We start from the raw sequence: 23,177 nt of genomic DNA on the forward strand, positions 1-23,177 counted from the left end.
GTCAGAGCACCTCCGGGGCCAGCGAAACGATCTTCATGAACCGCTTGTCGCGCAGCTCGCGGCCCACGGGGCCGAAGATGCGGGTGCCGCGCGGATCGTTGTCCGCCTTGATCAGCACCGCGGCGTTCTCGTCGAAACGGATGTACGAGCCATCCGGACGACGGCGCTCCTTGGTGGTGCGCACGACGACAGCCTTGACGACGTCGCCCTTCTTGACGTTGCCGCCGGGGATGGCGTCCTTCACGGTGGCGACGATCACATCGCCGATACCGGCATAGCGACGCGACGAGCCACCGAGCACGCGGATGCACAAGATCTCCTTGGCACCCGTGTTGTCGGCGACGCGCAGTCGCGACTCCTGCTGAATCACTTCAGCTCCTCCTAGACCTGGACGAAATGCACGCCGGATTGCCGACCCGACGGGCATGGTCAGTTACCCTTCGCACGCGCGCCTGCCAGCGGTCTTCCGAGGATCCGGGGACCAACCACTGTGGGTTCGCGGCCGAAGTGCGGGCACAGCTGTCCCGCAAGCAACCGGATCAGTGTAGCCAAGCCGCAGGTCGGACCCAAATCAGGGCCGATGACCGACGAACTTGTCGGCGCCCGCCGCTATGCTTGCGGCGATCACGAACGAGGGGAGGATTCGATGACCATTCAGCCGACACTTGCCGTTCGCGTCTTTCACCCGGCTCTCAGGCGGCTCCAGTAGCCTCGTGCCGAACTACGACCAAACGCTCCGCCAACTGTAGTCGGGGAAGGATCTTCCGTGAGTTCGTCGCGCCGTCCGGTTCAGCTGGATCGTCGTTCATTCCTGGCCGTACTCGGTGCTGTACCGGTGGCCGCGACCCTGGCCTCCTGCAATGGCAAGGATTCCGCCACCAAACCGCCCACCGGACCGGACATGTCGGGCGCGGACCACGCCATCCGCCCGCAGGACGATCTGTACCGGCACGTCAACGGCACCTGGCTGCGCACGTATCAACTGCCGCCGGACAAGACGAGCTTCGGCACCTTCACCGAGGTATCGGACCGGGTCGAGGCGCAGTTGAAGGAGGTCATCACCGGGATCGAGAATCCGAAGGACGGCACGCCGGAGCAGCAGATCCGCGATCTGTACGACGCGCGCATGGACGAGGCGACCCTCGACAAGCTCGGCCTGACTCCATTGTCCGGATTGTTCGCCCAGATCGACGGCGCGGCAACGAAACCCGATCTGGCCAAGGTGATGGGCGCGCTGCCGCTGGGCGGGCTGATCGGGCTCGGCGTCACCGTCGATCAGAAGAATTCCAACGCCTATCTGCCCTCGATCGGCCAGTCCGGTCTGGGCATGAGCGAGCAGTACTACAGCAAACCCCAATACGCGCAGTATCTTTCGGCCTATTCGACGCTGTTGCAGAAACTGGCCGCCGGTGGCGGCCTGCCCGATCCCAATGGCGCGGCACAGCGCGTGCTCGACCTGGAGAAGCAGATCGCCGCGGCCTTCTGGGACAACGTGCGGACCCGGGACAGCGATGCCACGTACAACCTGAAGTCCTGGGACGAGGTCAAGGCGCTGGCACCCGAATTCGATTGGGAGCCATGGCTTTCCGGGAGCACCGACCGACCGCGGGAACTGTTCGCGAAGATCGTCGTCGGCGAGCCCTCGTTCGTCACCAGCGCCGGACAGCTCTGGGCCGCCACCGATATCGCGATCTGGCGGGACTATCTGAAGCTGGCCCTGCTGCGCAGCTACGCCAAGTACATGACCAAGGCGCTTTCGGATGTCAACTTCGAGTACGTCAAGGCCACCGCGGGCGTCCAGCAGCGACCCGAACTGTGGAAGTCCGCGGTGGGCGTGGTCGACGCCAATCTGGGCGAGGTGCTCGGAAAACTGTACGTGGCCAAGTACTTTCCCGCCGAGGCCAAGGATCGCGCCAAACAGCTGGTGGACAATCTGCTCGCCGCCTATCGGCAGAATTTCCGCAACTCCAGCTGGATGTCCCCGCCCACCCGCGATGCCGCCATCGCCAAACTGGGCAAGATCACGGTCAAGATCGGCTATCCGGACAAGTGGGTGGACTACTCGAAGGTGAAGGTCACCCGCGGCAAACTCGTCGAATCCCTGTTGGCCATCGCGGCTTTCGAGTCCAAGCGCGAGATGAACAAACTCGGCACACCGGTCGACAAGACCGAATGGGGTATGACCCCGCAGACGGTGAACGCCTACTACGAGGTGACCTCCAACTCGATCAACTTCCCCGCCGCGATCCTGCAGGCGCCGTTCTTCGACAAGGACGCCGAGGCGGCGGTCAACTACGGTGCGATCGGCGCGGTCATCGGGCACGAGATCGGCCACGGCTTCGACGATCAGGGCTCCAAGTACGACGGCGACGGCAACCGCAAGAACTGGTGGACCCCGCAGGATCAGGCCGCGTTCGACGCCAAGACCAAACAGCTCATCGCCCAGTACGACGGCCTGGTGCCCGAGGGCCTGGCGCCGACCGAGCACGTCAACGGCTCGCTCACGGTCGGTGAGAACCTCGCCGACCTGCGGGGACTGATGATCTCGCTGTCCGCCTTCCGCATCGACCTGAAGACCGACAACCCGAACTACACCGACATGTTCCTGGCCTGGGGCCGCAACTGGCGCGAGAAGCAGACCCCGGAGTACACCCAGTCGCTGCTGGCCACAGATCCCCACTCCCCCAGCGAGTTCCGCTGCAACCAGGTCGTTCGCAACCTGCCGGAGTTCTACCAGACCTTCGGCGTCGAAGCGGGCGACAAACTGTTCCTGGCCCCGGACCAGCGCGTGAGCCTCTGACGTCGTACACCGGGGCGGACCGGGCCGGCCGTCGAATGCGGATCGCGCCCGTTCGCCCCGGTTACGATCGAACGGCACAGTCGAGATCCTGTCGGAGGGGATGGGTACACAGATGAGCGCCCCGGCAAGCGACGCAACCACACCGGCCCCACGCCTGGCCCGCGTCTACGACGGCCGCGACCCGAATGGCCGCCCCACGGCCGACCGCCCACCCGTGGACCCGCACGTGCACGAGGCCCTGCTGACCTACCTGGAGTCGGCCCCCGTGATCCTGGCCGCCCGCAGCTTCGACGTCGACGAATTCGCCCCGGACGACCGCGATGTCCCCCTGAACTACCGCACCGACGGAACGTGGATCTGGGCGGGTTCGGTCCCCCACTACCTCCGCAAATACGGGCTGTCCCCGGAACCGGAGTTGGTGCGGCACATCTCGGCCCGTGATTTTCGCCTCGGCCCAGTCGACAAAGCGGCGAAAGAGCTTGCGGTGTCCGTGATCGTCGGTCCGTGAAGGCGCTCCTGCCGTGACGGCCCTTGCGATCGCTGCTGACCGTAGACGATGCGGCGAAAGACCAGGGCGATGTCGGTGATCATGGCGACCATGCCACCGACATCACGCCACAGTACGTGGACGATCAATCCGCGTAGGAGAACTGCGCGACCATCGTCCACTGCCCCTGAGCATCCTTGGAGTACTCATAGGTCACCTCGGTGAATCCTGTGGATGCGCGTTCGTGAGCGGTCACCATATCGGCGACGGCCTGAATCAGCTCTTGCGGCGGGATTATTGCCGATTGAGTATCGGACGCCAGCGAAAGGCCGATCCGTTTACCGTGAAGTTCAACCTTCAAAGCAGCGCGAGTATCTTCCTCGTACATCTCACGCAGTACTTGCTGCCCGATTGCAGCATCGAGGGCTTTTTGCTGTTCGGGGGGTACTGCCGACATCTCACTCCATTTCAGAAAATCAAATTCTTTCAGCGGCCCAAATAGTTTCTGTGCAGCGGGTATGCGACCCCTTCCTGGCCTTTCACAGACGGATTATCGAGTACCACACCGAACTCCGGAATTTCGTCTCCATCGGCATCGTACAGCCTGAACTCGGTATAGTTCACCCGGCCGGTAGCATCATCCCGGTCCAGGATCTCCGCCCTGGCGAACATCCCCGGATGCTCCTCCACGAACTTGTTGCACGCATTCTCCCAGATCTTCTTGGCGGATACGTTCGAGTTGCCGTGCTGCGCGATGATGTTCTCCGCGACGTTGACGTCCTTGTAATTCTTGACGCCCGCCTCCGGAATCAGATGACCACGATGATCGACGTTGGTGATCCAGCCCACTGGATGATCGAGATGTGAGACTCCATGTTTCTTGTAATTTTCCGGCACCTCCATCCTGGCAACGGCCACCTTGGTCCTGTCGTTCTCATCGACCACATAGCTGGCATCGCCGAGATCGACACGCTTGCCGATATCAGGCAGCAGCAGGCCTTTATCGAATGATTCGGGTTGGGATTCGGGTTCGAATGAATCCAAATCTCGTTTGACTGCCGAGTCCGGATCCAGCGGACGTTTGGCCTCCTCCGGTGTGCCCGGGACGAAACCGTCTTCGCCGGCACGCGTCCTGGTGCCGTCCGGGTGGGTGGTGTGCCATTCGCCGTCCGGGGGGATGCGGGGGCGGGGGTTGCCGTTGGCGTCCTTTATGGAGGTGCTGCTGTAGACGTTGCCGTTCTCGTCGGTCCAGGCCTTTGCGGTGGGGGCGAGGACGTCGGTGTCGAGGTGGTTGGCGAGGCGGTGCGCGAAGCCGTTTTCCGATGCGTCGCAACCGATCATGCGGATGGGTTTCTCGCCGTCCCAGCCGTGTTGCCGCAACAGGTCGCCGAATTCTTCCGGCGTGTAACGGTGGTCGCCGATCCGGACGTGGCCGTCGGCGGTGACGTGCGCGTCGACGGTGAAGTAGCGGTCGTCGGCGGGAACGCGGGCGGCCAGCCTGCTCAGCTCGGGATCCTGTGCGTGCAGGGAGAGGCCGGCGTCGGTCGGCTCGGCGTGGTCGCGGAATGCGTCCTCGATACTCGGGCGCTCGGGCGACCCGGGATCGTCCGGGTGCGGGGAGCCTTCTTCGTGATGATCATGATCTGTCGAATCACGATGCGGCTCTTCGTGTTCGGGGTCGCCAGGACGGGTGCCGGGCTCGTCCTGCTCGCCGGTGCGGTGTTCCTCCAGGGTGCGGCCGGACGGACGAGGCCCCTCCTCGCCCGTGTGCGAGTTCTCCGGCAGACCGGCCCGGGTGCGCGGATCGTCGCCGTGCGGCGGAGGACGGGTTCCATTGTCGGCGTCGGGATTTTCCTCGTTCGGATGGGGGCCGTCGTCGTCACCGCGAGCGCGCGCGCCGACGAGTTCGCGCGGGTGATCGGCACTACCCGCGCGGTGCGTACGACTGGAGTCGCCTGCCCTGGGACCGGATTCGCCTGGACGAGAGCTGGTTTCGCCCCCACGCGGGCCACGTTCGACACCCGTGCCGCGAGCCCGGATCGGCGAGGAGGATTCGGGTCGGTCGCCGACGCGGCTCGCCGGTCGCTCCGGATCGCCCGGACGCTGAACGTTGTCGGCCAGGCCGGCACGCGTCGACGGCTCCGGCGGAGCGGGAGTGTCGTTGATGCCCGAGATATCGTCCGGGACAACCAGTCCCGGTTCCCCCTCGGATCGCTCCGCGGCGACCAGAGGGTCCTCGGCATGCGGAGTCTCCGAAACCGGCCGATCGAGCGAGGCGCTGAACGGCTTGTCCGCGGACACGGAATCGGCGGCCGAGAGATCCGATACCGGCCGCGCATCGGACGACTCGGCACTGCCCGCCGACGGTCGAGCTACCGGCGTAGCCGCGGATTCGCCTCGCGCCGGGGCAGTTTCGGAGTGAGTGGGCCGATATGCGCTCGATCCGTCCCCGGTCACCTGTGGCCGCCCACTTGCCCCCGCCGCACGCACACCCTCGCCCGCAGAACCCGCCGAACCCGCCGAACGCGCCGAGACCGGCGACTCCGGCCTCGCGACATTGTCCGCCCGCGCACCCGAATGACCGCCGCTCGCAGTGACATTCGTTCCCTCGGCATGCGCTTCGGCGCCGTCCGGTCGGGCCGGATGCGACTCGGCCGAAGCCGAATCCGGATGCACCCCGTCCGAACCGGTCGAGTGAACTTTCTGCCCGGTTTCGGTCGGCGTGTCGTGGGCGGGACGCGAATCCTGCGGACGATCGTGCTCGGAGGATGTCGAATGGTCCTGCGTGCCAGGCGTTTGCGTGCCGTGATCCGATCCGGTCGGATGCGTCGAATCGGAGTCCGCCGGACCGTGCTGCTGACCGGGGCCCGAGTCCTGCTCCCCCGAGGACGGCGGCTGCTCACTCGCGACGCTGTCGGTCGGCTCGACATGCGGCGAACCGCCGTCCTGGCCGTCCGAGGGAACGGACACCCGGTCCGGGGGCGCACCACCCTCGTCGGTGAGATTCACTCGGGTATGGGGCGCTGTGCCGTCCTCGATCGCACCGTGATCGCCGCCCAGGGAACCGTGCGCTCCCCAGAACGCGCCCGCGACCAGGGCGCTCGGATCCATCTGCCACTGCCCCGTATACGCCATGTCGACCAGCCCGCCGGCCAGCGTCCCGGTCACACCGCCGGTGATGCCCGACATCAGGCCCCGGAACATCCCGCTGCTCAGGTTCCGCATCCACCCCTGCACGAGCCCGCCGGCGAAACCGCCCGTCAGGCCCCCCGCCAAACCCTCGACGGCGGTCTTTCCCACATCGCCCCAATGGATGCCGTCCTGGTGACCGCTCTGAACCTTCGCCTCTTGATTGGCCAGATTCACCCCCGCGGGTATGGCCGCGTCCAGCACCAGGTGCAGCAGAATTCGCTGCCACTGGTTCTTCAGGGTCGTGAGCAGGACGTCCTTCAGCCCGTTCTCGGCGATGGCTTTGAGCAACTGCCGCATGGCCAGCCGCGCACCGACGCGGGATATCGCGATCGTGGCCGCCTGTTCGGCGGGCGCGGTCGGCGGAAACGCCTCCTCGGCCAGAAGTGCGGCCGCCGTCGTCAACAGCAGCGTCTCGAACTGGATCTTGCCGCCCTCGATCGAGTCACCGGTGGACTGGGCGCTGTCGCCGACGTGGTTGAACCAGGCGACCAGCTGGTCGATCGATTGCGGACCCGAGCGCATGGACTGCAACTGCTTGACCATCGCGTCGCCGCCGGAACCTTCCGGATACGCCGCCTGCACCGCACCGATGGCCGCATCGATGTCGCCGTCGATGTCGGAGAGCGACTTCGCCGCGTCGTGCCAATCGTCGGCGAGGTCCCACATCTTGTTCTCGTCGCCGTCGGGCCACTCCAGCCCCAGCCAGGTGAGCAGGTACTCCAGGCCGGACGGCTTGTCCATACCGCCTATGACGACCACCCGCTGGCGCGGTCACTCCCGTTCACCGAATGTCCCCCTCCGCCCCCTCTGCAGCACCGGTATTCGTCACCGTGACATACCGCGAGCGCGACCGCAAGCCCGAAACTCCTGGACTGCACCGCCTTTCGAATCGGCTTGCCGACGCTCCGGGCGGACGGCTATCTTTGATTCGTAAGCGCTATGTCCGAACGACATTCGAGTACACGGGGTCGGAGGGGGCCAGCCATGGGCAAAGTTCAAGTGGATCCGGAACTACTGCGGCAGGCTGCGGCGAAGACGCAGCACGTCAGCGATCGAATCACCAATGCGCTGAACACGTTGCAGTCCAAGGCCGATGGGCTGGGTTCGCCCTGGGGTGAGGACGTGTACGGATACAAGTTCGCGGTGGAGAACGGCTACCTGGAAGCGCAGCAACAGCTGCACACCATCACCAACGGGCTGGCCGACCATTCCGGAAGCCACGCCGACGGTCAGCAGACCTCCGCGAATTATCTCGACGACACCGACCACGGCAACTCCGACGGCTTCCAATAGCGCGCAGCCGCAACGATGGCCAACGAATTCGCGAAGGCCCAGCTGGCGGAGGTCAGGGCTGCCTTCCAGGATCAGCTGGCACTGATCGCCGACCTGCAAGCTCGCCGTACTCGTCTCACCGCGACGGGCACCGCGCGCGGTAAACGGGTGGCGGTCACGGTGAATGCCGACGGCACCATCGTCGAGACCAAGTTCAACGGCAGTATCTCGGATCTCGGTTATGCCGATATCGCCCGCGCGGTGACCGCCGCGGCCCAGGAGGCCGCCGCGGAGTTGGCCCGCAAGAGCAGCGAACTCACGGCGCCGCTACAGGAGATGCGTGGCCGCTTCCCGAAGTTGCACGACATCGTCGAGGGAATGCCCGATCTGGCCGCGCAGCGGCCCGCGGCTCCCGAAGTCTCTCTCGCACCGCCGAACTCGCCGGAGCGCCGTACCACCGTCGACGCCGACGACACGCCCTTCGACAATGTGGAGCGCCTTCCCCGGCACGACGACAGCGCCGTCACCGAGTCCGGCTGGTCACCGACGGTCCGCACTCGGGCGGCCACTGGCCCTGCGGGCGCGGCCCCCGGGACGGAAGCTACCGCAGACCCACCGCCCGGCTTCACCGAGGTCGAGGAGCCCGGACAGCGCGGCGGTGTCACCGAAACCGGCTGGTGACAATCCGCCGCACCCTCAGTGCGTGATGAGTTTCCAGTCGTCCGGAAGGTTCGACGAACCCACCTGATCGCCGTCGACCACGAGGTCCAGCACCGTCCCGCCCAGACGCAGATCGGTGAGTTCAACCCGCCCCCAGCGGGCCGGGACGTGCGGCAGCACGGTCAGCGTGCGATGGGGCACGTCGGGCTCGAGGCCGAGGAACGACCGGACCAGCAGCAGCGGGGCCGCGCTCGCCCACGCCTGCGGGGAACAGGAGGTGGGATACGGAACCGGGGCCGGAAATCTGGAACGCGGGAAACCGCAGAACAATTCGGGCAGGCGGCCACCGAATGCCGACGCCGCGTCCAGCAGTCCGTCGGCCAGCCGGGTGGCCAGCTCGATCGCGCCGGGAATGTGCCGGTAGCGCAGCAGCCCGGCGACGGCGATGGCGGTGTCGTGTGGCCAGACCGAACCGTTGTGGTAACTCATCGGATTGAACGCGCCCATGCTCGAAGCCAGGGTGCGCAACCCGAATCCGCTGTCCATCTGCGGCGTGGACAGTTGCTCCACGATCCTCGCCGCATGTTCGTCGGTCGCGATGCCCGACCACAGACAGTGCCCGATATTGCTGGTGAGCGAATCGACGCGACGCTTATGCCGATCCAAAGCTATTGCATACCAACCCTTTTCAGAAATCCAGAAGGCCTCGGCGAATTTGCTGCGCAATTCGGCGGCCCGGTCGCGCAGGCGGGAAGCGGTCGCCGACTCGCCGAATTCCTCGGCCAGTTCCGCCCGGGCGGTCAGTGCCGCGTAGACATAGCCCTGCACCTCGCACAGGGCGATCGGGGTCGGCGCCAAATGCCCTGTGCTGTCGTTGATTCCGTCGAAACTGTCCTTCCAGCCCTGATTGGCGAGGCCGCGGTCGGTGGCGCGCTGGTACTCCACGAAACCGTCGCCGTCGCGATCGCCGAAATGTTCGATCCATTCCAGCGCGGCATCCGCGGCGGGCAGCAATGCCTGCACCGCTTCCAGATCCGCGCCCCAGCGCCGCACCTCGGCGAGCAGCATCACGAAAAGCGGTGTGGCATCGACGGTTCCGTAATAAACCTCCCCGCCGAGCACCTGGCCGCTGGCGGGACCGCGGCGGATCTCGTGCATTATCCGGCCCGGCTCCTCCTCGGTCAGCGGATCCACCCGCTGCCCCTGCATCTCGGCCAGCTGCTGCATGGTGCCCAGCGCCAGGCCGACATCCAGCGGCAACGCCATCCACGCGGTCAGCAGGCTGTCGCGGCCGAACAGGGTCATGAACCAGGGCGCACCCGCGGCGACGAAGGTGCGGCCCTCCCGGGTGTCGTCGTGGATGCGCAGTGCGCCCAGATCGCTCTCGGTGCGTTGCAGCACCGCGGTGAGCAGCGGATCGCCCGCGATGAGTTTGGTCGCGGTATCGCGCCACGCCTCGATCTTGCGGCCGGGTTCACTCGCTCCGTAGTGCTCGCCGGGCCGGATCGGCGGCCGGGCGCGTTGATTGGCCATCGTCGGCTGCGCGAGGATCTCGGTCCGCCAGCGCCCGCCGGGCGGCACCACCACCCGCCAGGACAGTGAACCGGGCAGCACCTGCGGCAGTTCCGAGGAGGTGACGGCCAGTCCGCGAGCACGATCGGCCCGGTCGGTGAACAGCAGTTCGTCATCGGTGACCAGGACCTCCGCCCGGCCGTGGCCGCCGCGGCCCTCCTTGACCGCGAACAGATCCATGAAATCGCCCTCGGCGTACAGTTCGAGCACGACGGCGGTGGGTTCGCGGCCGAGATTTTCCAGGGTGACCGTTTCACGCAGCCCGTCGGCGACCAACCGGTCGCGCACCACGAGCAGAGTGCTGTCGGCCGCACCGGCGCGCGGCGGGCGGCGCAACACGAATCGCGCGGTGAACGCCTCCGGGCTCAACACCGAGAGCGGTTCGGGCCGATGCCCGTCCACCCGCAGTTCCCAGCGGGACACCACCCGCGCGTCGCGATAGAACAGCCCGTGCGAGGTGCCGGGCTCGACATCGCCCACGCGATCGGACAGGCAGAACGTACTGCCCTCCACCAGCGTGATCGCACCACCCGCGCCACCGAGCGTGGTGGGTTCCCCAGCATTGAGCGGGCCGGGGCTCACGCGCTCGCACCCGTCGCCTCGTCCGGCGACATCGTCACCGGTCTGTACATCATCGGCTCGATCGTCATCACCATTCCGGACGGTTCCTCCCATTGCACCGGGAACAGCTGGCATCGCGCTTCGGACACTCCGGCGTCGGCCGCATCGAACCAGGTGGTCGCGCTGTGGCCGGACCGACTCAGGTCAACAAGCGTAGCCGGTCGCGGCGAAACCCACGACTTACCACGTGACGGGACGGTATGGCTCGGCAAACCTTTTCAGTACCGCTATCTGCGGCTGAGCCGCAGCGGATGCGGTCTGCCCGCCGGGCATCCAGTGCGGCCCACCCGGTGGATCCGTATGTCGTTGCCCGACGGGCGACAATCCGGTGCAACGCGGGTACACCCCGGTCGATCCGGGCCACGACGCGTTCGGCATCGAATTCGCTTTGCACGCGGGCCCGGCCTGGCAGTGGGCGCGCGCCGCCGCCGGGAATGTCGTGCGACGCGGCGCCGGTGCGGGCTCGGAGTGCACCGAACCGGTCTCGCCGTCCCGGTCCCGGTCGCGACCTGATGCGCAGCGGCAACCGGGTCGAGCTGCGGACGCATCCGTTCCGAAGCGGTGACGGGAGGACGAGGAATCCCCGACGTGGCTCGCCGGGCGACCAGCCGACCCGCTGACCTGCGCACCCGAGGCCTTCGGCTGCGCGGCCAGCGGGACACGGCCGATCACCGAATCGATGAAATCCCTTCTGCCCGAAGGGAATATCGCCGCCCCGCGGGTACTGGCGGAGAACCCGGCTCACTCCCGCAGGCCCAGTGCGACCGCGCTCTGGCGCACCTTGCCGCCCACGTAATCGGCGAAGCGCCGCTCGTGTGATCCGAACGGGTTGTCGTTGATCAGATACGTCCACGTCGAGGAGGGGCGCTCGACCCCCGCCGATTCGAGATCCACACCGTCCGCGGTGATCTCGGCCCGATCGAAGGCGTCCGCGGCACGGTCGTACACCGTGGTCAGGAAGGTGCCGAATTCCTCTACGGCGATACGGTGGAATTCGTCGATCGGCGTCTCGCGGCCAAGGGCGCGCAGGTGGATGCCCTCGCGCACATCGGCCAGATAGGACAGGTGTTCGCTCCAGCGCCGGTCGAGATGGTGCAGCACGATCAGCCGGGCGGCCTCGGCGGTGGCCTTCTCCCCCGCCGCCTTCACGGAACTCTCGTAGCGCTCGGCGCACAGCTCCCGAATTCGCTCGCCGCCCAGGCCTTCTCGCAACACCGCGGCACGATGCCGCAGCACCTCGTCACGCTGGATCGTGATCAGGTGGTGGTAGCGCCAGGTATTGCGGTGCGTCGCGAGATGTTCGCCCTCCGCGACCCGCTGGGCATGATCCATGGCGCGCTGCGCCTCCGGGTCGAGCACGCGGCCGTCCTCGTCGACCTTCCGGGGTTGCACCGGCCGGACGTGGTCCACCAGCACCTCGTCCTCGAGGCTGGTGAAGAACACCGAACTGCCCGGATCGCCCTGCCGGCCGGCCCGCCCGCGCAACTGGTCGTCCAGCCGCCCGGTGTGATACCGGCCCGCGCCCACCACGCACAATCCGCCGAGCTCGGCGACCCGCTCGTAATCCTCGCCGCCGACCGACCCCAGCCGGATGTCGGTGCCGCGGCCGGCCATCTGGGTGGAAATCGTCACGCGGCCGAATTCGCCTGCGCGCGCGATGATTGCGGCCTCCTCGGCATCGTTCTTGGCGTTGAGTACGACACCGCCGATACCCGCGTCGACCAGGGTGCGGGCGATCCGCTCGGATTCGGCCACACTCGCGGTGCCAAGCAGCACCGGGCGGCCCTGCTCGTGCACCGAGCGCACGTATTCGACGATGGCATCGAATTTCGCGTCCTCGGTGTGGAATTGCCGGTCGGGTTCGTCGGTGCGGACACACGGCACGTTGGTCGGGATCGCGCCGGTCTCCAGCCGGTAGAACTCCGCGAGCTGATCGGCTACCGCCACGGCCGTACCGCTCATTCCGCACACGGTGCGATAGCGGCCGATCAGTGCCTGCACCAGGATCGAATCCAGGATCGTCCCGGTCGGCGTGGTGTCCAGGCCCTCCTTGGCCTCCACCGCGGCGTGCAGTCCGTCCGGCCAGCGTTGCAGCCGCGCGACCCGGCCGCGCGCGGCGTTGATCAACTCCACCTTGCCGTCGCGGACGAGATAGTCCACGTCGCGGTGCAGCAGGGCGTGCGCGTGCAGCGCGAGCTGGATGCGGGTCAGCTGGTCGGCCCCTTCGACGGTGTAGAGATCCACATCGCCGAGCAGTTCCTGGACGCGGTCGATGCCGGCGTCGGTGAGGAAGACGTTGCGGCGGTCGCCGTCGGCCTCGTAGTGGACCGCTTCGACCAGCTCGCGCACGACGTGCGCGACATCGATGTCGTCGTGGCCGTGATCGATCGCGCCCGCCAGCACCAAGGGAACGGTGGCCTCGTCGATCAGGACCGAGTCGGCCTCGTCCACGATCACCACGTCCGGATCGGGCAGCACGATCTCGGCGGGGTCGGTGCACATCCGGTCGCGCAGGACGTCGAAGCCGACCTCGCTCACCGGCACATAGGTCACATCGCAGGCGTAGGCGTCCCTGCGTTGCCCCGGTTCGGTGTGCTGATCCACGAAGCCGACGGTCACGCCCAGCAGCCCGTACAGCTCGCCCATCCACTCCGCGTCGCGGCGGGCCAGGTAGTCGTTCACCGAGACCACGTGCACGCGACGTCCGCGCAGTGCGAATCCGGCCGCGGCAAGGGCGCCCGCCAGCGTCTTTCCCTCACCGGTGGCCATCTCGACGACGTATCCGCGCAGCAGCCCGACCACACCGAGCAACTGGGTGTCGAACGGACGCTCGCCCAGCGCCCGCCGCGCGGCCTCCCGCCCCAGCGCGCAGATCCGCGCCAGCTCATCGGCCTCGAACGGCCGGTCCGGGTCGGCGGGTATCTTCCCGGCCGCCTCGATCAGCCCCTCCGGGGACAGCTCCCGGAACTCGTCCTCGATTTCGCCCGCCGCTTCGACCACCGGCCGATACCGCAGCAGATCGGCACTGCCCGGCCGTTCGATGATCCGCCGAACCCGATCACCGATCCCCCGCAGCCACCCGCTTCCACGCTCGCCCGCCACCCGTACCTCCGTAGTCTCGGTCCGCAACCGACACTACTCACGTCCGCCGACATCGCCGACGGCCTCACCGCGATGCAGGGCCCGGCACAGTCCCGAACACGCCGGCGGCGCGCAACGCGCGCGGTGCGGGGCTCACCGGTCGTGGTCTCTGGGACGGGGAGTGCGAGTGTTGCCCGCGAGGGCGACGGTCCGGAGGAACACGACCGGACCGGCGCCGTGGTTGTGGTAGCCGTACGGGCGGTCGCTGCGCAGGCGGCCGGATTCGCCCGCGGCCATGGTCACCTCGACGCCGTCGGCGAGCACGCTGAGGTGGCCTCGGGTGACGTGGAACAGTTCGCAGGAACCGGGCGGGTCGGGCAGGCCGCGACAGCTGTCACCGGGAGACAGCGTCCAGGGCCACAGATCGGCGGTGCGCATTCCGGTCGTGGAGACCAGCAGATGCGCCGAGCTGCCCGCAGGCGAGGTCCAGATCAGCGAATTCTTTTCGGGCGGAACACGTTCCACGGCACTCCCGGCGGGCCCGGCATCGCCGATAGGCTCGGTGAACTCGGTGCCCGGGCTGCGGGCGATGCGGGTGACGGCGACGAGGCTGGGGTTCGCCTGGCCATGTTCGATCTGGGTGATCAGCCGTCGGCTGACTCCGGACAGATCGGCCAGATGCTGCACGGTCAGACCGCGATCGATACAGTTTCGAAAGGAAGGGTGCGCCCGGGAGCTGACAAGCCCGATTCCGGCGTAACACAGCCCTGACGGCTCATGTCGCCGCGAATCACCCGGCCGCCCCGAGTTCGCTACCTATGCCCCGAACGCAATACGGATGCCTCCACTTCCGCGATGTAGGTTAGGCTAACCATGATTCGATCGGCGAGGAGTGAGCGTGACCGGGGCAGAGATCACGACGTCACCGGACGCGTCACAGCGGGCCGCGGCGCACGCCTCGCGCATCCATCGGCGTCGCCTCGCGGGCTCGGTTGTATTGACCGTCGCGCTGTTCCTGGTCGCGCTGGCCAGTATCGCGCTCGGCGCTCGAACGATTCCGCCCGTGGACGCCTGGCACGCGGTGTTCGGGGCCGGTGGTAGCGCAGATGCGGAAGTCGTTCGGACACTGCGGATTCCGCGCACCGTGCTGGGTCTGGTCGTGGGCGTCGCGCTCGGACTGGCGGGGGCGCTGATCCAGGGGTACACCCGCAATCCGCTCGCCGACCCCGGACTGCTCGGATTGAACTCCGGGGCGGCGTTCATGGCCGTGCTGGCCATTCACGTCTTCGGACTGGCCACGCCGGGCGGTTACGTGTGGTTCGCACTGGCCGGATCGGCGATCGCGGGTGTGGCGGTTTTCGCCGTCGCGGCCCTGGGCACGCGTTCGGGAACCGCGAGTCCGCTGAGCCTGGCCCTCGCCGGCGCCGCGGTGACCTTCCTGCTTCAAGCGCTGACCAACGCGCTGGTCCTGACCGACACCGCGACGCTGGACACCTACCGGTTCTGGGTGGTCGGTTCGACGGCCGGACGCGGATTCGACGTATTTCTCGACGTGTTGCCGTTCCTGGCGGCCGGTGTGCTCATCGCGCTGTTCGCGGGCCGCGGCCTCAACGCACTGGGTCTCGGCGACGATGTGGCGCGAGCGCTCGGCATCAACGTCGGGCTCGCCAAGGGCGCCGGGCTGGTCGCGGTCGTCCTGCTCTCGGGCGCGGCGACCGCGGCGTGCGGGCCGATTGCCTTCGTGGGACTGGTCGTTCCGCACATCGCGCGCGCGATCACCGGACCGGACCACCGCTGGCTGCTGCCGTATTCCGGTCTGCTGGGCGGGATTGCGCTGCTCGCGGCCGACACCGTCGGGCGGCTGATCGCCCGGCCGGGTGAGGTACAGGCGGGCATCACCCTCGCGATCTGCGGTGCGCCGGTGTTCATCGCGCTGGTTCGCCGGGGGAAGGCGGTGACGTCGTGACCGAGATTCCGCCCGCGGCGGTTGCGGCACCGGACGCGAAAGACGTTCTCCCGCAACAACTCGAACGCCCCGTCATCCGGATCGGGCCGATATCGGCGGTACGCCGCCCCGCGATGGTTGTCGCCGTGCTGACCCTGGCGGTGGTCCTCGTCGTGCTGGCGGTACTCGACGTATGGCTGGGCGGCGACCCGATTCCGTTGCCGCAGTTGCTGAACGCGCTGTCCGGCGGCGGAACCGGCGCGCAACGGTTCATCGTCCGGGAGTTGCGGATGCCGCGCACCGCGACGGCCCTGATCGTCGGCGCCGCACTGGGTTCGGCGGGTGCGATCACCCAGTCGGTGCTGCGCAATCCGCTGGCCGCACCGGATCTGCTCGGGATCACCGCGGGAGCGAGTTTGGCCGCCACCGCCGCGACCGTGACCGGCGGTGCGTTCGCCGCGAGCGTTTACGGCATCCCGTTCGCCGCGCTGCTCGGCGGTCTGATCACCGCCGCCGCGATCTATCTGTTCGCCTGGCGTGGCGCTGAGGTCGCGGGATTTCGCCTGGTACTCATCGGCATCGGCGTCAACGCGATGTTGGTCGCGGGCGTCGGCTGGCTTCTGGTCTCGGCGCAGATCCAGGACGTCGGCAAGGCGCAGGTGTGGCTCAACGGGTCGCTCGACGACACCAGCTGGGCCCGGTTCTGGCCCACCGCAACGGCTTTCGTGATCGCTCTGACCATCGCCCTCGCCACGGCGCGATCGCTGGCGGCACTGCGCTTCGGCCCCGATATCGCACGGTCGCTGGGTGTCCGGGTGCGCTGGTCGCAGGCATTGCTGCTGACCGCCGCCGCCGCGCTGGCGGCACTGGCGACCTCGGCCTGCGGTCCCATCGCCTTCGTCGCGCTCGCGGCTCCGCAGATCGCGCGCCGGATCACCGGTGCGGCGGGTGAGCCGTTGTTCGGTTCTGCGCTGACCGGCGCGGTATCGGTGACCGGCAGCGACCTGCTCGCGCGCGCGATATTTCCCGGCAACCTGCCCGTCGGCGTCGTGACCGCCGGATTCGGCGGTTGCTACCTGTTGTATTCGCTCGTCCGCAGCAATCGGAAGGCATCGTTGTGACGGCCCAGCTCCGCGCCGAGGAGATCACCCTCGGCTACGGCGACCGCATCGTCCTGGACAAGCTCAGCCTGGATGTGCCGCCGGGACAGGTGACCACGATCATCGGTCCCAACGGCTGCGGGAAATCGACGCTGCTGCGCGCGCTGGGCAGGCTGCTGAAGCCGTCGGCCGGACGAATAGTGTTGAACGGCAAGCCTATTGCAGGACTGCGAGCCAGGGATGTGGCGCGCACGATCGCGATGCTTCCGCAGACGCCGATCGCACCGGACGGCCTGACCGTCGCCGATCTGGTCGCGCGCGGCCGGCACCCGCATCAGTCCTGGCTGCGCCAGTGGTCGGCCGACGACCGAGCCGAGGTCGCCGCGGCCCTGGCCCGGACCGGGATCGCGGAACTGGCCGATCGTCCGGTCGAACAGCTCTCCGGCGGGCAGCGCCAGCGGGCCTGGATCTCGATGGCGCTCGCGCAGGGCACCGACATACTGCTGCTGGACGAGCCTACCACCTACCTCGACCTCGCCCATGCCGTCGAGGTGCTGGACCTGGTCGACCAGCTGTCCGTCGAGTTGGGCCGCACCGTGGTGATGGTGCTGCACGATTTGAATCTCGCCGTGCGCTACAGCGATCGGCTGGTGGTGATGGCGGACGGACGGATCGCCGCGTCCGGCCCGCCGCAGGAGGTCATCGATATCGACCTGCTGCGCACGGTCTTCCATCTCGACGCGCAGGTGATCGAGGACCCGGTGTCCGGGCGGCCGCTGATCGTCCCGGTCGGGCGCAGTCGTAACGTCGCACGGTCACAGCGCCACGATCGGGACGATCCGGTTCACAGGCCCGCTTTCCCGGTTGCCCAGTAGGGCTTGGTGGTGATCGATTTGCGCGATAATTCGGTGCGGTCCAACAGGATTCGGCGCTGTCGCTGGATCGATCGGGCGTGACCGAACAGCCAGGCCGCGTCGTAACGCGCCGAGGTCGAGGCGGTCGATTCGATCCAGTCGGCGACCGCGTCGCCGGGCACGGCCGCCGCGGGCAGGACATCGATTCCCGGCAGCAGGTCCGCGAGCGCTGCGCGGTCCTCGGCGGGCACCTCCACCGCGCCGCCTGCGGCGCCGTTCGCGTTCTGCCTGGCGGCGAGGCCGTGGATCGCGCCGACGGCGGATCCGTCGCCCAGATAGAGGTGCCGGTCGCCGAGCCGCTTCGGCGCGGGCGTGTTCATCCCCAGCGCGATCACCTCGTCGCCGGTGGTCAATGCGGCGGCCCAACGACTGCCGGGACCGTCGACGCCCAGATGGAACAGCACCGAGATCGCCGTGCCCGCGTCGTCGACGGTCATCACCGAATAGTGGCGGAAGGTGTTGCTGTCGATCCGGAACTGCACCTCCTGGCCCGCCTTCCAGCCCGATTTCAGCGGCTCGACTCGCAGGTCGACGCGGCGGAAGTTCGGCGAAACCTGTTCGGTCGACGCGATACTCGCGCGATAGCCGAAAGACTTCTCGGTGAGGGTAGCCAGCAATCCGGGCATGGACGGCATGAGTTTCCTCCTGGTGACCGGGCGTCACTGCACGCCACGACGTTTGAGCTAAGCTTAGCCTAACCAAAGATCGCGAACGGCACTACGGCACTGTTGCCGCATTCCCGAGATGCGACAACTCGTGACCACGAGGGAGTTTCCATGGTAGCCAACGACGCTGGACATCGCGTCGCTACATTGACAGCGCAGGTACGCGGGCCCGTCACCGTCGCCGCGGTCGCCGAATCGCTGGCCGCCGCGCTCGCGGTCGTCCCGGTCATCGCCACGGTGAACATCGCCGGACTCGTCCTGGGCGGCGGCGCCTCGCACACCCGGCTGTGGGTCTGGGTGCTGGTCGCGGCGGCAGCGCTGGTACTGGGTGCGTTGTGCAGTATCGCGTCCTCGATCGTCGCGCATCGCGCCGACGCCGATCTGGGCCTGTCGCTGCGCATGCGGCTGGCCCGGCACCTGGCCCGGCTCCCCCTGGGCTGGTATTCCTCCGACGCCGCGGGCAAGACCAAGGCCGTAGTCCAGGACGATGTCGCGGGCCTGCACGAGGAGATCGCCCACCGCAAGCCCGAACTCGCCGGATCCGTGGTCGCCGGAATCGCCGTGGTCGTGTATCTCTTCGTGCTGGACTGGCGGCCGGCGCTGGCCGTGGTCGTCCTGGTCACCATCGCTCAGCTGGTCCGAAACTTCTTGACCCGCAAGATTATTCCCGCATACGGGACGGTGGCGGGCGCTTCGGCGCAGATGGGCTCGGCGGCGGTGGAACTCGTCCAGGGCATCACCGTGTCCAAGGTGTTCCACCGCGCCGACGAGGACGACGAGGCCACACCGGATACCGCCTACGGCGCCCACGCGCGGTTCCGGCGCGCGGCCGCCGACTACGCCGACGCCGACGAGAGTCTCACCGACAACATCGCGACCCTGCGCGCGTGCACCCGCGCCACCGTCGCGCCGGGCACCGTCGCGCTGATCGTGCTGGCCCTGGCGACGCTGCTGCTGGCGACGTGGGATGCCAAGCCGGTCAACATCATCGCGTTCCTGCTGCTGGGACTGACGTTGTTCGATGTCACCACTCCGCTGTACCTGCACCTGATCCTGCCCAAGCTCGGCATCGGCGCGCCCATGCCGGACAAGGCGCAGGCGATGGCCCAGCGGATCGGGCAGATCCTGGACGTTCCGGAGATGCGCGAGCCCGCCGCGCCCGCGACGCTGCCCGAGGCCGAAGGCGCCCGGCGGGTCTCGATGAAGAACGTGAGCTTCTCCTATGACGGGCAGCGCACGGTCCTGCGCGGCCTGGATCTGGAACTCGCGCCCGGCACCATGACCGCGCTGGTCGGTCCCTCGGGTGCGGGCAAGTCCACCGTCGGTCAGCTGCTCGCGCGGTTCTACGATCCGACCGAGGGCAGTATCGAGATCGACGGGGTGCCGATCTCGACCCTGGACGCCCGGCGACTCTACGGCACAGTGGGTTTCGTCTTCCAGGACGTCGCGCTGCTGCGCGCGACCGTGCGGGACAACATCGCCCTCGCCCGACCCGACGCCTCCGCGCAGGACATCGAGCGCGTAGCCCGGGCCGCCCAGATCCACGACCGCATCCTGTCGCTGCCGAACGGCTACGACACCGTCCTCGGCGAGGATGCCGCCCTGTCCGGCGGTGAACGCCAGCGCCTGAGCATCGCGCGGACGCTGCTGGCCGACACCCCGGTACTCGTCCTGGACGAGGCGACCGCCTACGCGGACCCGGAATCCGAAGCGGCCGTTCAGGATGCGCTCTCGGAGCTGGCTCGCGGACGCACTCTGCTGGTCATCGCACACCGCCTGCACACGGTCGTGCACGCCGATCAGATCGCGGTGCTGGTCGACGGCGCGGTGGCCGAACGCGGCACCCACCAGGAATTGCTCGACGCCGCAGGCGAATACGCGAAGCTGTGGCAGCTGCAGACCACCACGATCGGAGCCCGCGCATGATCGCCCTTCTCGACAAGATCTTCGGTGAGGCCGCGCGGCGGCCCGTCCGGCTGCTCATCGCCGCCAGCGCCGCGAACGCGGTCCTCGAGGGAGCCGCTGTGGCACTGTGCGTTCCGGTGCTGCTCGCGCTGCTGCGCCGGGACGCCGGCACGGCGGGGTGGTGGCTGATCCCGCTGACCGTCGTGGTCGCGGGCTACTGGGTGGTCAACGCGGTCATGGAACATCTCGGCACGCATGTGGCCGCGACGCTGCGGCGCGAACTGTTCGCCCGGCTGGCCGACAAGATCATCGCGTTGCCGCTGGGCTGGTTCGACTCGGCCAGCGCCGGATCGGTGACCGCGCTGGTGACCGGCGGCTCACAGGCGCCGCTGGGAATCGTCATGGCGCTGAAGACGATTGCCGAGACGGTGATCCCGCCGGTGATCATCCTGGTGGTCCTGCTGTTCCTGGATTGGCCGGTGGCCGTGGCGGTGCTGATCGTGGTCCCGCTGCTGTGGGCGCTGCAACGCGCCGTCGCCCGGCCGATCGCGCGGGCGGACGCGGACGAGGCCGCAGCGGTCGCGGAGGCCAACGCCCGGCTGATCGAGTTCGCGCAGACCCAGCCGGTGCTGCGTGCGAGCGGCCGCGAGGACCGGGGCCTCGGCGAGTTGTCCACAGCCCTGCACAACCGGCACGCGACGACGAACAAGCAGATCCTGCGGGCCACGGCCGGACTCAACGTCGGCGAACTGAGCGTGCAGCTCGGCTTCGTGATCGTGCTCGCGGTCACGGTCGTGATCGGCAGCGGCGCATGGCATCTGGGACCGAACGATCTCGCGCGGCTGATCACCGCCGCGGCCTTCGGCATCTGGGCGCTGCGCCCGATCGGCAAGATCTCCACGGCGCTGCTGATGCTCGGCGGTTCGGCCGCCGCACTGGGCCGCATCGATGCCCTGCTGTCGCATCCCGAACTGCCCGAACCGGATTCCTCGGCGAAGGCGACGAGCACGGGCAACGCGATCGAATTGCGTGACGTGCGTTTCGGCTACCGCGAGGACGTCGATGTGCTCACCGGGGTGAACATCACCGTGCCCGCGGGCAGCACGACCGCACTGGTCGGCCCGTCCGGTTCCGGCAAGACCACCATCGTGAACCTGGTGGCCCGCTTCTGGGACGTGAGTTCGGGCAGCGTGCGGGTCGACGGCGTGGATGTGCGGGACCTGCGTAGCGAGGACCTGATGGACCGAATCGCAGTGGTGCCGCAGGACGTCTACCTCTTCGACGACACCCTCGAGGCCAATATCCGCGTCGGCAAGCCGGACGCTACCGAGGCCGAGGTCCGCCGGGCCGCGAGTGCGGCCCAGGTCGATTCCATCGTCGAACGCCTGCCGCAAGGCTGGCAGAATCCGGTCGGCGCGGGCGGGAACATCCTGTCCGGCGGTGAGCGGCAACGGGTTTCGATCGCACGAGCGCTGCTCAAGGACGCACCAATCGTCCTGCTGGACGAGGCGTCCTCGGCCCTGGACGCTCGGAACGAGGCCGCGATCGCCGCGGCCCTGGGCGAACTTGGGCAAGGCCGGACCCTGCTCATCATCGCCCATCAGCTCTCCACCATCGCCGACGCCGATCACGTGGTGTACCTGCGGGATGGCCAGGTCGTCGAATCCGGTTCGCACACCGAGCTTTTCGCCGCGGACGGCGAGTACGCCCGGTTCTGGCGCGAACAGCAGCGGGCCAGGTCGTGGCGGCTGCGCTCGCACGCCTGACGATCTTTACCTGAACGGGTGACCATTATAGGATTGCCTTACCTAAGTAACTTTGCTGAGAGGTTCTGCACTCCATGGCTTCACCGACAACACCGCGTCAGCGGACGCGCCCGATTCTCCGGCGAGTGACCGCGATATCCCTCGCCGCGGGCGCGATCGCGTTCGCCGCGGGGTGCGGCAATTCGGACTCGGATTCGACCTCGTCGAGCACGTCCACCGCCTATCAGGCGGTCACCGTCGAGCACGCCTTCGGGCGGACCGTCGTGACCCACAAGCCGACTCGCATCGTGGCGCTCTCCCCGACCTTCACCGATGCGCTCGTCGCACTGGGCACCAAACCCGCGGGCTACGTGCCCAACCCGCTGACCAATGCGGATTATGCCTGGGACCAAGGGAATTCGAACCTCGCGGGGGTCACCAAGCTGGCTCTCGGACCGGGCGGGACGGTACCCGAGGAGAAGATCGCCGCGCTGGCGCCCGATCTGATCCTCGGCGGCGGACTCATCCTGTCCAAGGACGAATACGACAAGCTCAGCAAGCTCGCGCCGACCATCCCCGCACTGAAGGCCGGTGCGCTGGACAACTGGCAGGACGACACCACGCTGGTCGGCAAGCTGCTCGGCCGCCAGGCCGACGCCCAGCCGGTCATCGACGCAAGCGCCAAGGCGCTGGCCGACGCCGCGAGCAAGTACCCGAAGCTGGCCGGAAAGACGTTCTCGGTCAGCCTCTTCGTCGACCCGACGAATATCGAGGTCATCACCAATCCGGATGACAACGCCAACAAATTCTTCGAATCGCTGGGCATGAAGCTGCCGGACTCGCTGCGCGGTTTGTCCGGCGGTCTCGGCGGCCTGAACGGCAAGATCAGCATGGAACGCCTCGACCTGCTCGATTCGGACCTGCTGTCGATCGGATACATGACGCCCGGCGCGGCCGGACAACTCGAGAATCAGGCCCTGCTCGAGCAACTGCCCGCCGTCCAGCACGGCACCTATCTGGCTACCGACGCGGACGTCAGTGCGGCTCTTCGGCTTCCGACCGCCCGCACCACAGCCTGGTTGCTGACCCGATTCGACGGAGTATTCGCGAAACTCTGAACTCGCCATAGTGACAGCGCCGCAATGATTCTCGTCGCGGCGCGATCGGCGCGCGCCCTGGGGCGAGTCGCGTATTCGCTTGCGCCGCAAGCTATTCCCT

Annotated in this window: 18 protein-coding genes; 11 read left to right on the top strand and 7 right to left on the bottom strand. The window is 67.8% G+C overall.

Features of this window, described 5'->3' with window-relative positions:
- Position 1: 1 nt before the first annotated feature.
- A complete protein-coding gene (gene rplN / locus AC5WS7_RS29540) occupies positions 2 to 370 on the bottom strand; it encodes a 50S ribosomal protein L14 (RefSeq protein ID WP_040745724.1) in 369 nt (122 codons plus the stop codon).
- A gap of 396 nt (positions 371 to 766) precedes the next feature.
- Here rplN and AC5WS7_RS29545 point away from each other — a divergent pair, with 396 nt between their 5' ends.
- Complete coding sequence (locus AC5WS7_RS29545; protein ID WP_495957878.1) at positions 767 to 2,800, top strand: M13 family metallopeptidase; 2,034 nt, start codon at positions 767 to 769, stop codon at positions 2,798 to 2,800.
- 112 nt (positions 2,801 to 2,912) lie between these two features.
- Entirely contained in the window at positions 2,913 to 3,308 is a 396-nt protein-coding gene (locus AC5WS7_RS29550) for a hypothetical protein (RefSeq protein ID WP_495957879.1), read from the top strand.
- A gap of 124 nt (positions 3,309 to 3,432) precedes the next feature.
- On the opposite strand, the gene AC5WS7_RS29555 is transcribed toward AC5WS7_RS29550, so the two are convergent.
- Positions 3,433 to 3,744 carry a hypothetical protein gene (locus AC5WS7_RS29555; RefSeq protein WP_495957880.1) on the bottom strand — a complete coding sequence of 104 codons (312 nt, stop codon included), beginning with the start codon at positions 3,742 to 3,744 and terminating at the stop codon, positions 3,433 to 3,435.
- A gap of 29 nt (positions 3,745 to 3,773) precedes the next feature.
- Complete coding sequence (locus AC5WS7_RS29560) at positions 3,774 to 7,220, bottom strand: WXG100-like domain-containing protein (RefSeq protein ID WP_495957881.1); 3,447 nt, start codon at positions 7,218 to 7,220, stop codon at positions 3,774 to 3,776.
- A 243-nt stretch (positions 7,221 to 7,463) separates the two neighbouring features.
- On the opposite strand from AC5WS7_RS29560, the gene AC5WS7_RS29565 reads away from it, so the two are divergent.
- Both AC5WS7_RS29565 and AC5WS7_RS29570 read left to right on the top strand, forming a co-directional pair.
- The gene (locus AC5WS7_RS29565) at positions 7,464 to 7,772 is read left to right on the top strand and encodes a WXG100 family type VII secretion target (RefSeq protein WP_495957882.1); all 309 of its coding nucleotides are present in this window, start codon (positions 7,464 to 7,466) and stop codon (positions 7,770 to 7,772) included.
- 15 nt (positions 7,773 to 7,787) lie between these two features.
- Entirely contained in the window at positions 7,788 to 8,432 is a 645-nt protein-coding gene (locus tag AC5WS7_RS29570; RefSeq protein WP_495957883.1) for a YbaB/EbfC family nucleoid-associated protein, read from the top strand.
- A gap of 15 nt (positions 8,433 to 8,447) precedes the next feature.
- Here the strand turns inward: AC5WS7_RS29570 and AC5WS7_RS29575 are convergent, their stop codons facing one another.
- On the bottom strand, positions 8,448 to 10,565 hold the full coding sequence (locus AC5WS7_RS29575) for an amylo-alpha-1,6-glucosidase (protein ID WP_495957884.1): 2,118 nt from the start codon (positions 10,563 to 10,565) through the stop codon (positions 8,448 to 8,450).
- Between the two features lie 310 nt (positions 10,566 to 10,875).
- Here AC5WS7_RS29575 and AC5WS7_RS29580 point away from each other — a divergent pair, with 310 nt between their 5' ends.
- Entirely contained in the window at positions 10,876 to 11,169 is a 294-nt protein-coding gene (locus AC5WS7_RS29580) for a siderophore-interacting protein (protein ID WP_495957979.1), read from the top strand.
- Between the two features lie 176 nt (positions 11,170 to 11,345).
- Here AC5WS7_RS29580 and secA2 read toward each other — a convergent pair whose 3' ends face one another.
- Both secA2 and AC5WS7_RS29590 read right to left on the bottom strand, forming a co-directional pair.
- Positions 11,346 to 13,706, bottom strand: a complete 2,361-nt coding sequence (secA2, locus tag AC5WS7_RS29585) for an accessory Sec system translocase SecA2 (protein WP_495957885.1) — start codon at positions 13,704 to 13,706, stop codon at positions 11,346 to 11,348.
- A gap of 132 nt (positions 13,707 to 13,838) precedes the next feature.
- Positions 13,839 to 14,450, bottom strand: coding sequence for a helix-turn-helix domain-containing protein (locus tag AC5WS7_RS29590; protein ID WP_495957980.1), 612 nt, complete (start codon positions 14,448 to 14,450; stop codon positions 13,839 to 13,841).
- 133 nt (positions 14,451 to 14,583) lie between these two features.
- Here AC5WS7_RS29590 and AC5WS7_RS29595 point away from each other — a divergent pair, with 133 nt between their 5' ends.
- From AC5WS7_RS29595 to AC5WS7_RS29605, 3 genes are read left to right on the top strand one after another with little or no spacing between them, the layout of a single operon-like run.
- Positions 14,584 to 15,651, top strand: coding sequence for a FecCD family ABC transporter permease (locus AC5WS7_RS29595; protein ID WP_495957886.1), 1,068 nt, complete (start codon positions 14,584 to 14,586; stop codon positions 15,649 to 15,651).
- Positions 15,648 to 16,751 carry a FecCD family ABC transporter permease gene (locus AC5WS7_RS29600; RefSeq protein ID WP_495957887.1) on the top strand — a complete coding sequence of 368 codons (1,104 nt, stop codon included), beginning with the start codon at positions 15,648 to 15,650 and terminating at the stop codon, positions 16,749 to 16,751. Before AC5WS7_RS29595 ends, AC5WS7_RS29600 begins: the two co-directional genes overlap by 4 nt.
- On the top strand, positions 16,748 to 17,605 hold the full coding sequence (locus AC5WS7_RS29605) for an ABC transporter ATP-binding protein (protein ID WP_495957888.1): 858 nt from the start codon (positions 16,748 to 16,750) through the stop codon (positions 17,603 to 17,605). The genes AC5WS7_RS29600 and AC5WS7_RS29605 overlap by 4 nt, the downstream gene beginning before the upstream one ends.
- Here AC5WS7_RS29605 and AC5WS7_RS29610 read toward each other — a convergent pair.
- Positions 17,575 to 18,279 (bottom strand): siderophore-interacting protein, encoded by a 705-nt coding sequence (locus AC5WS7_RS29610; protein ID WP_495957889.1) that lies wholly within the window; start codon positions 18,277 to 18,279, stop codon positions 17,575 to 17,577. The genes AC5WS7_RS29605 and AC5WS7_RS29610 overlap by 31 nt on opposite strands.
- A gap of 141 nt (positions 18,280 to 18,420) precedes the next feature.
- Here AC5WS7_RS29610 and AC5WS7_RS29615 point away from each other — a divergent pair, with 141 nt between their 5' ends.
- The 3 genes from AC5WS7_RS29615 to AC5WS7_RS29625 all read left to right on the top strand — a co-directional run bounded on the left by AC5WS7_RS29615 (position 18,421) and on the right by AC5WS7_RS29625 (position 23,077).
- Positions 18,421 to 20,235 (top strand): ABC transporter ATP-binding protein, encoded by a 1,815-nt coding sequence (locus AC5WS7_RS29615; protein WP_495957890.1) that lies wholly within the window; start codon positions 18,421 to 18,423, stop codon positions 20,233 to 20,235.
- Positions 20,232 to 21,980: an ABC transporter ATP-binding protein gene (locus AC5WS7_RS29620; protein ID WP_495957891.1), complete on the top strand. Its 1,749-nt coding sequence runs from the start codon at positions 20,232 to 20,234 to the stop codon at positions 21,978 to 21,980. The genes AC5WS7_RS29615 and AC5WS7_RS29620 overlap by 4 nt, the downstream gene beginning before the upstream one ends.
- Before the next feature lie 125 nt (positions 21,981 to 22,105).
- Positions 22,106 to 23,077: an ABC transporter substrate-binding protein gene (locus tag AC5WS7_RS29625; protein ID WP_495957892.1), complete on the top strand. Its 972-nt coding sequence runs from the start codon at positions 22,106 to 22,108 to the stop codon at positions 23,075 to 23,077.
- Positions 23,078 to 23,177 lie beyond the last annotated feature (100 nt).

It is taken from the genome of Nocardia sp. PLKS1-43 (genome assembly GCF_059510335.1).

Bases quoted from the DNA above. Each gene is read 5' to 3' on its own strand.
- AC5WS7_RS29565 (WP_495957882.1), top strand. From the start codon at position 7,464: ATGGGCAAAGTTCAAGTGGATCCGGAACTACTGCGGCAGGCTGCGGCG.
- AC5WS7_RS29560 (WP_495957881.1), bottom strand. From the start codon at position 7,220: ATGGACAAGCCGTCCGGCCTGGAGTACCTGCTCACCTGGCTGGGGCTG.
- AC5WS7_RS29610 (WP_495957889.1), bottom strand. From the start codon at position 18,279: ATGCCGTCCATGCCCGGATTGCTGGCTACCCTCACCGAGAAGTCTTTC.
- AC5WS7_RS29615 (WP_495957890.1), top strand. From the start codon at position 18,421: ATGGTAGCCAACGACGCTGGACATCGCGTCGCTACATTGACAGCGCAG.
- AC5WS7_RS29620 (WP_495957891.1), top strand. From the start codon at position 20,232: ATGATCGCCCTTCTCGACAAGATCTTCGGTGAGGCCGCGCGGCGGCCC.
- AC5WS7_RS29550 (WP_495957879.1), top strand. From the start codon at position 2,913: ATGAGCGCCCCGGCAAGCGACGCAACCACACCGGCCCCACGCCTGGCC.
- AC5WS7_RS29555 (WP_495957880.1), bottom strand. From the start codon at position 3,744: ATGTCGGCAGTACCCCCCGAACAGCAAAAAGCCCTCGATGCTGCAATC.
- AC5WS7_RS29570 (WP_495957883.1), top strand. From the start codon at position 7,788: ATGGCCAACGAATTCGCGAAGGCCCAGCTGGCGGAGGTCAGGGCTGCC.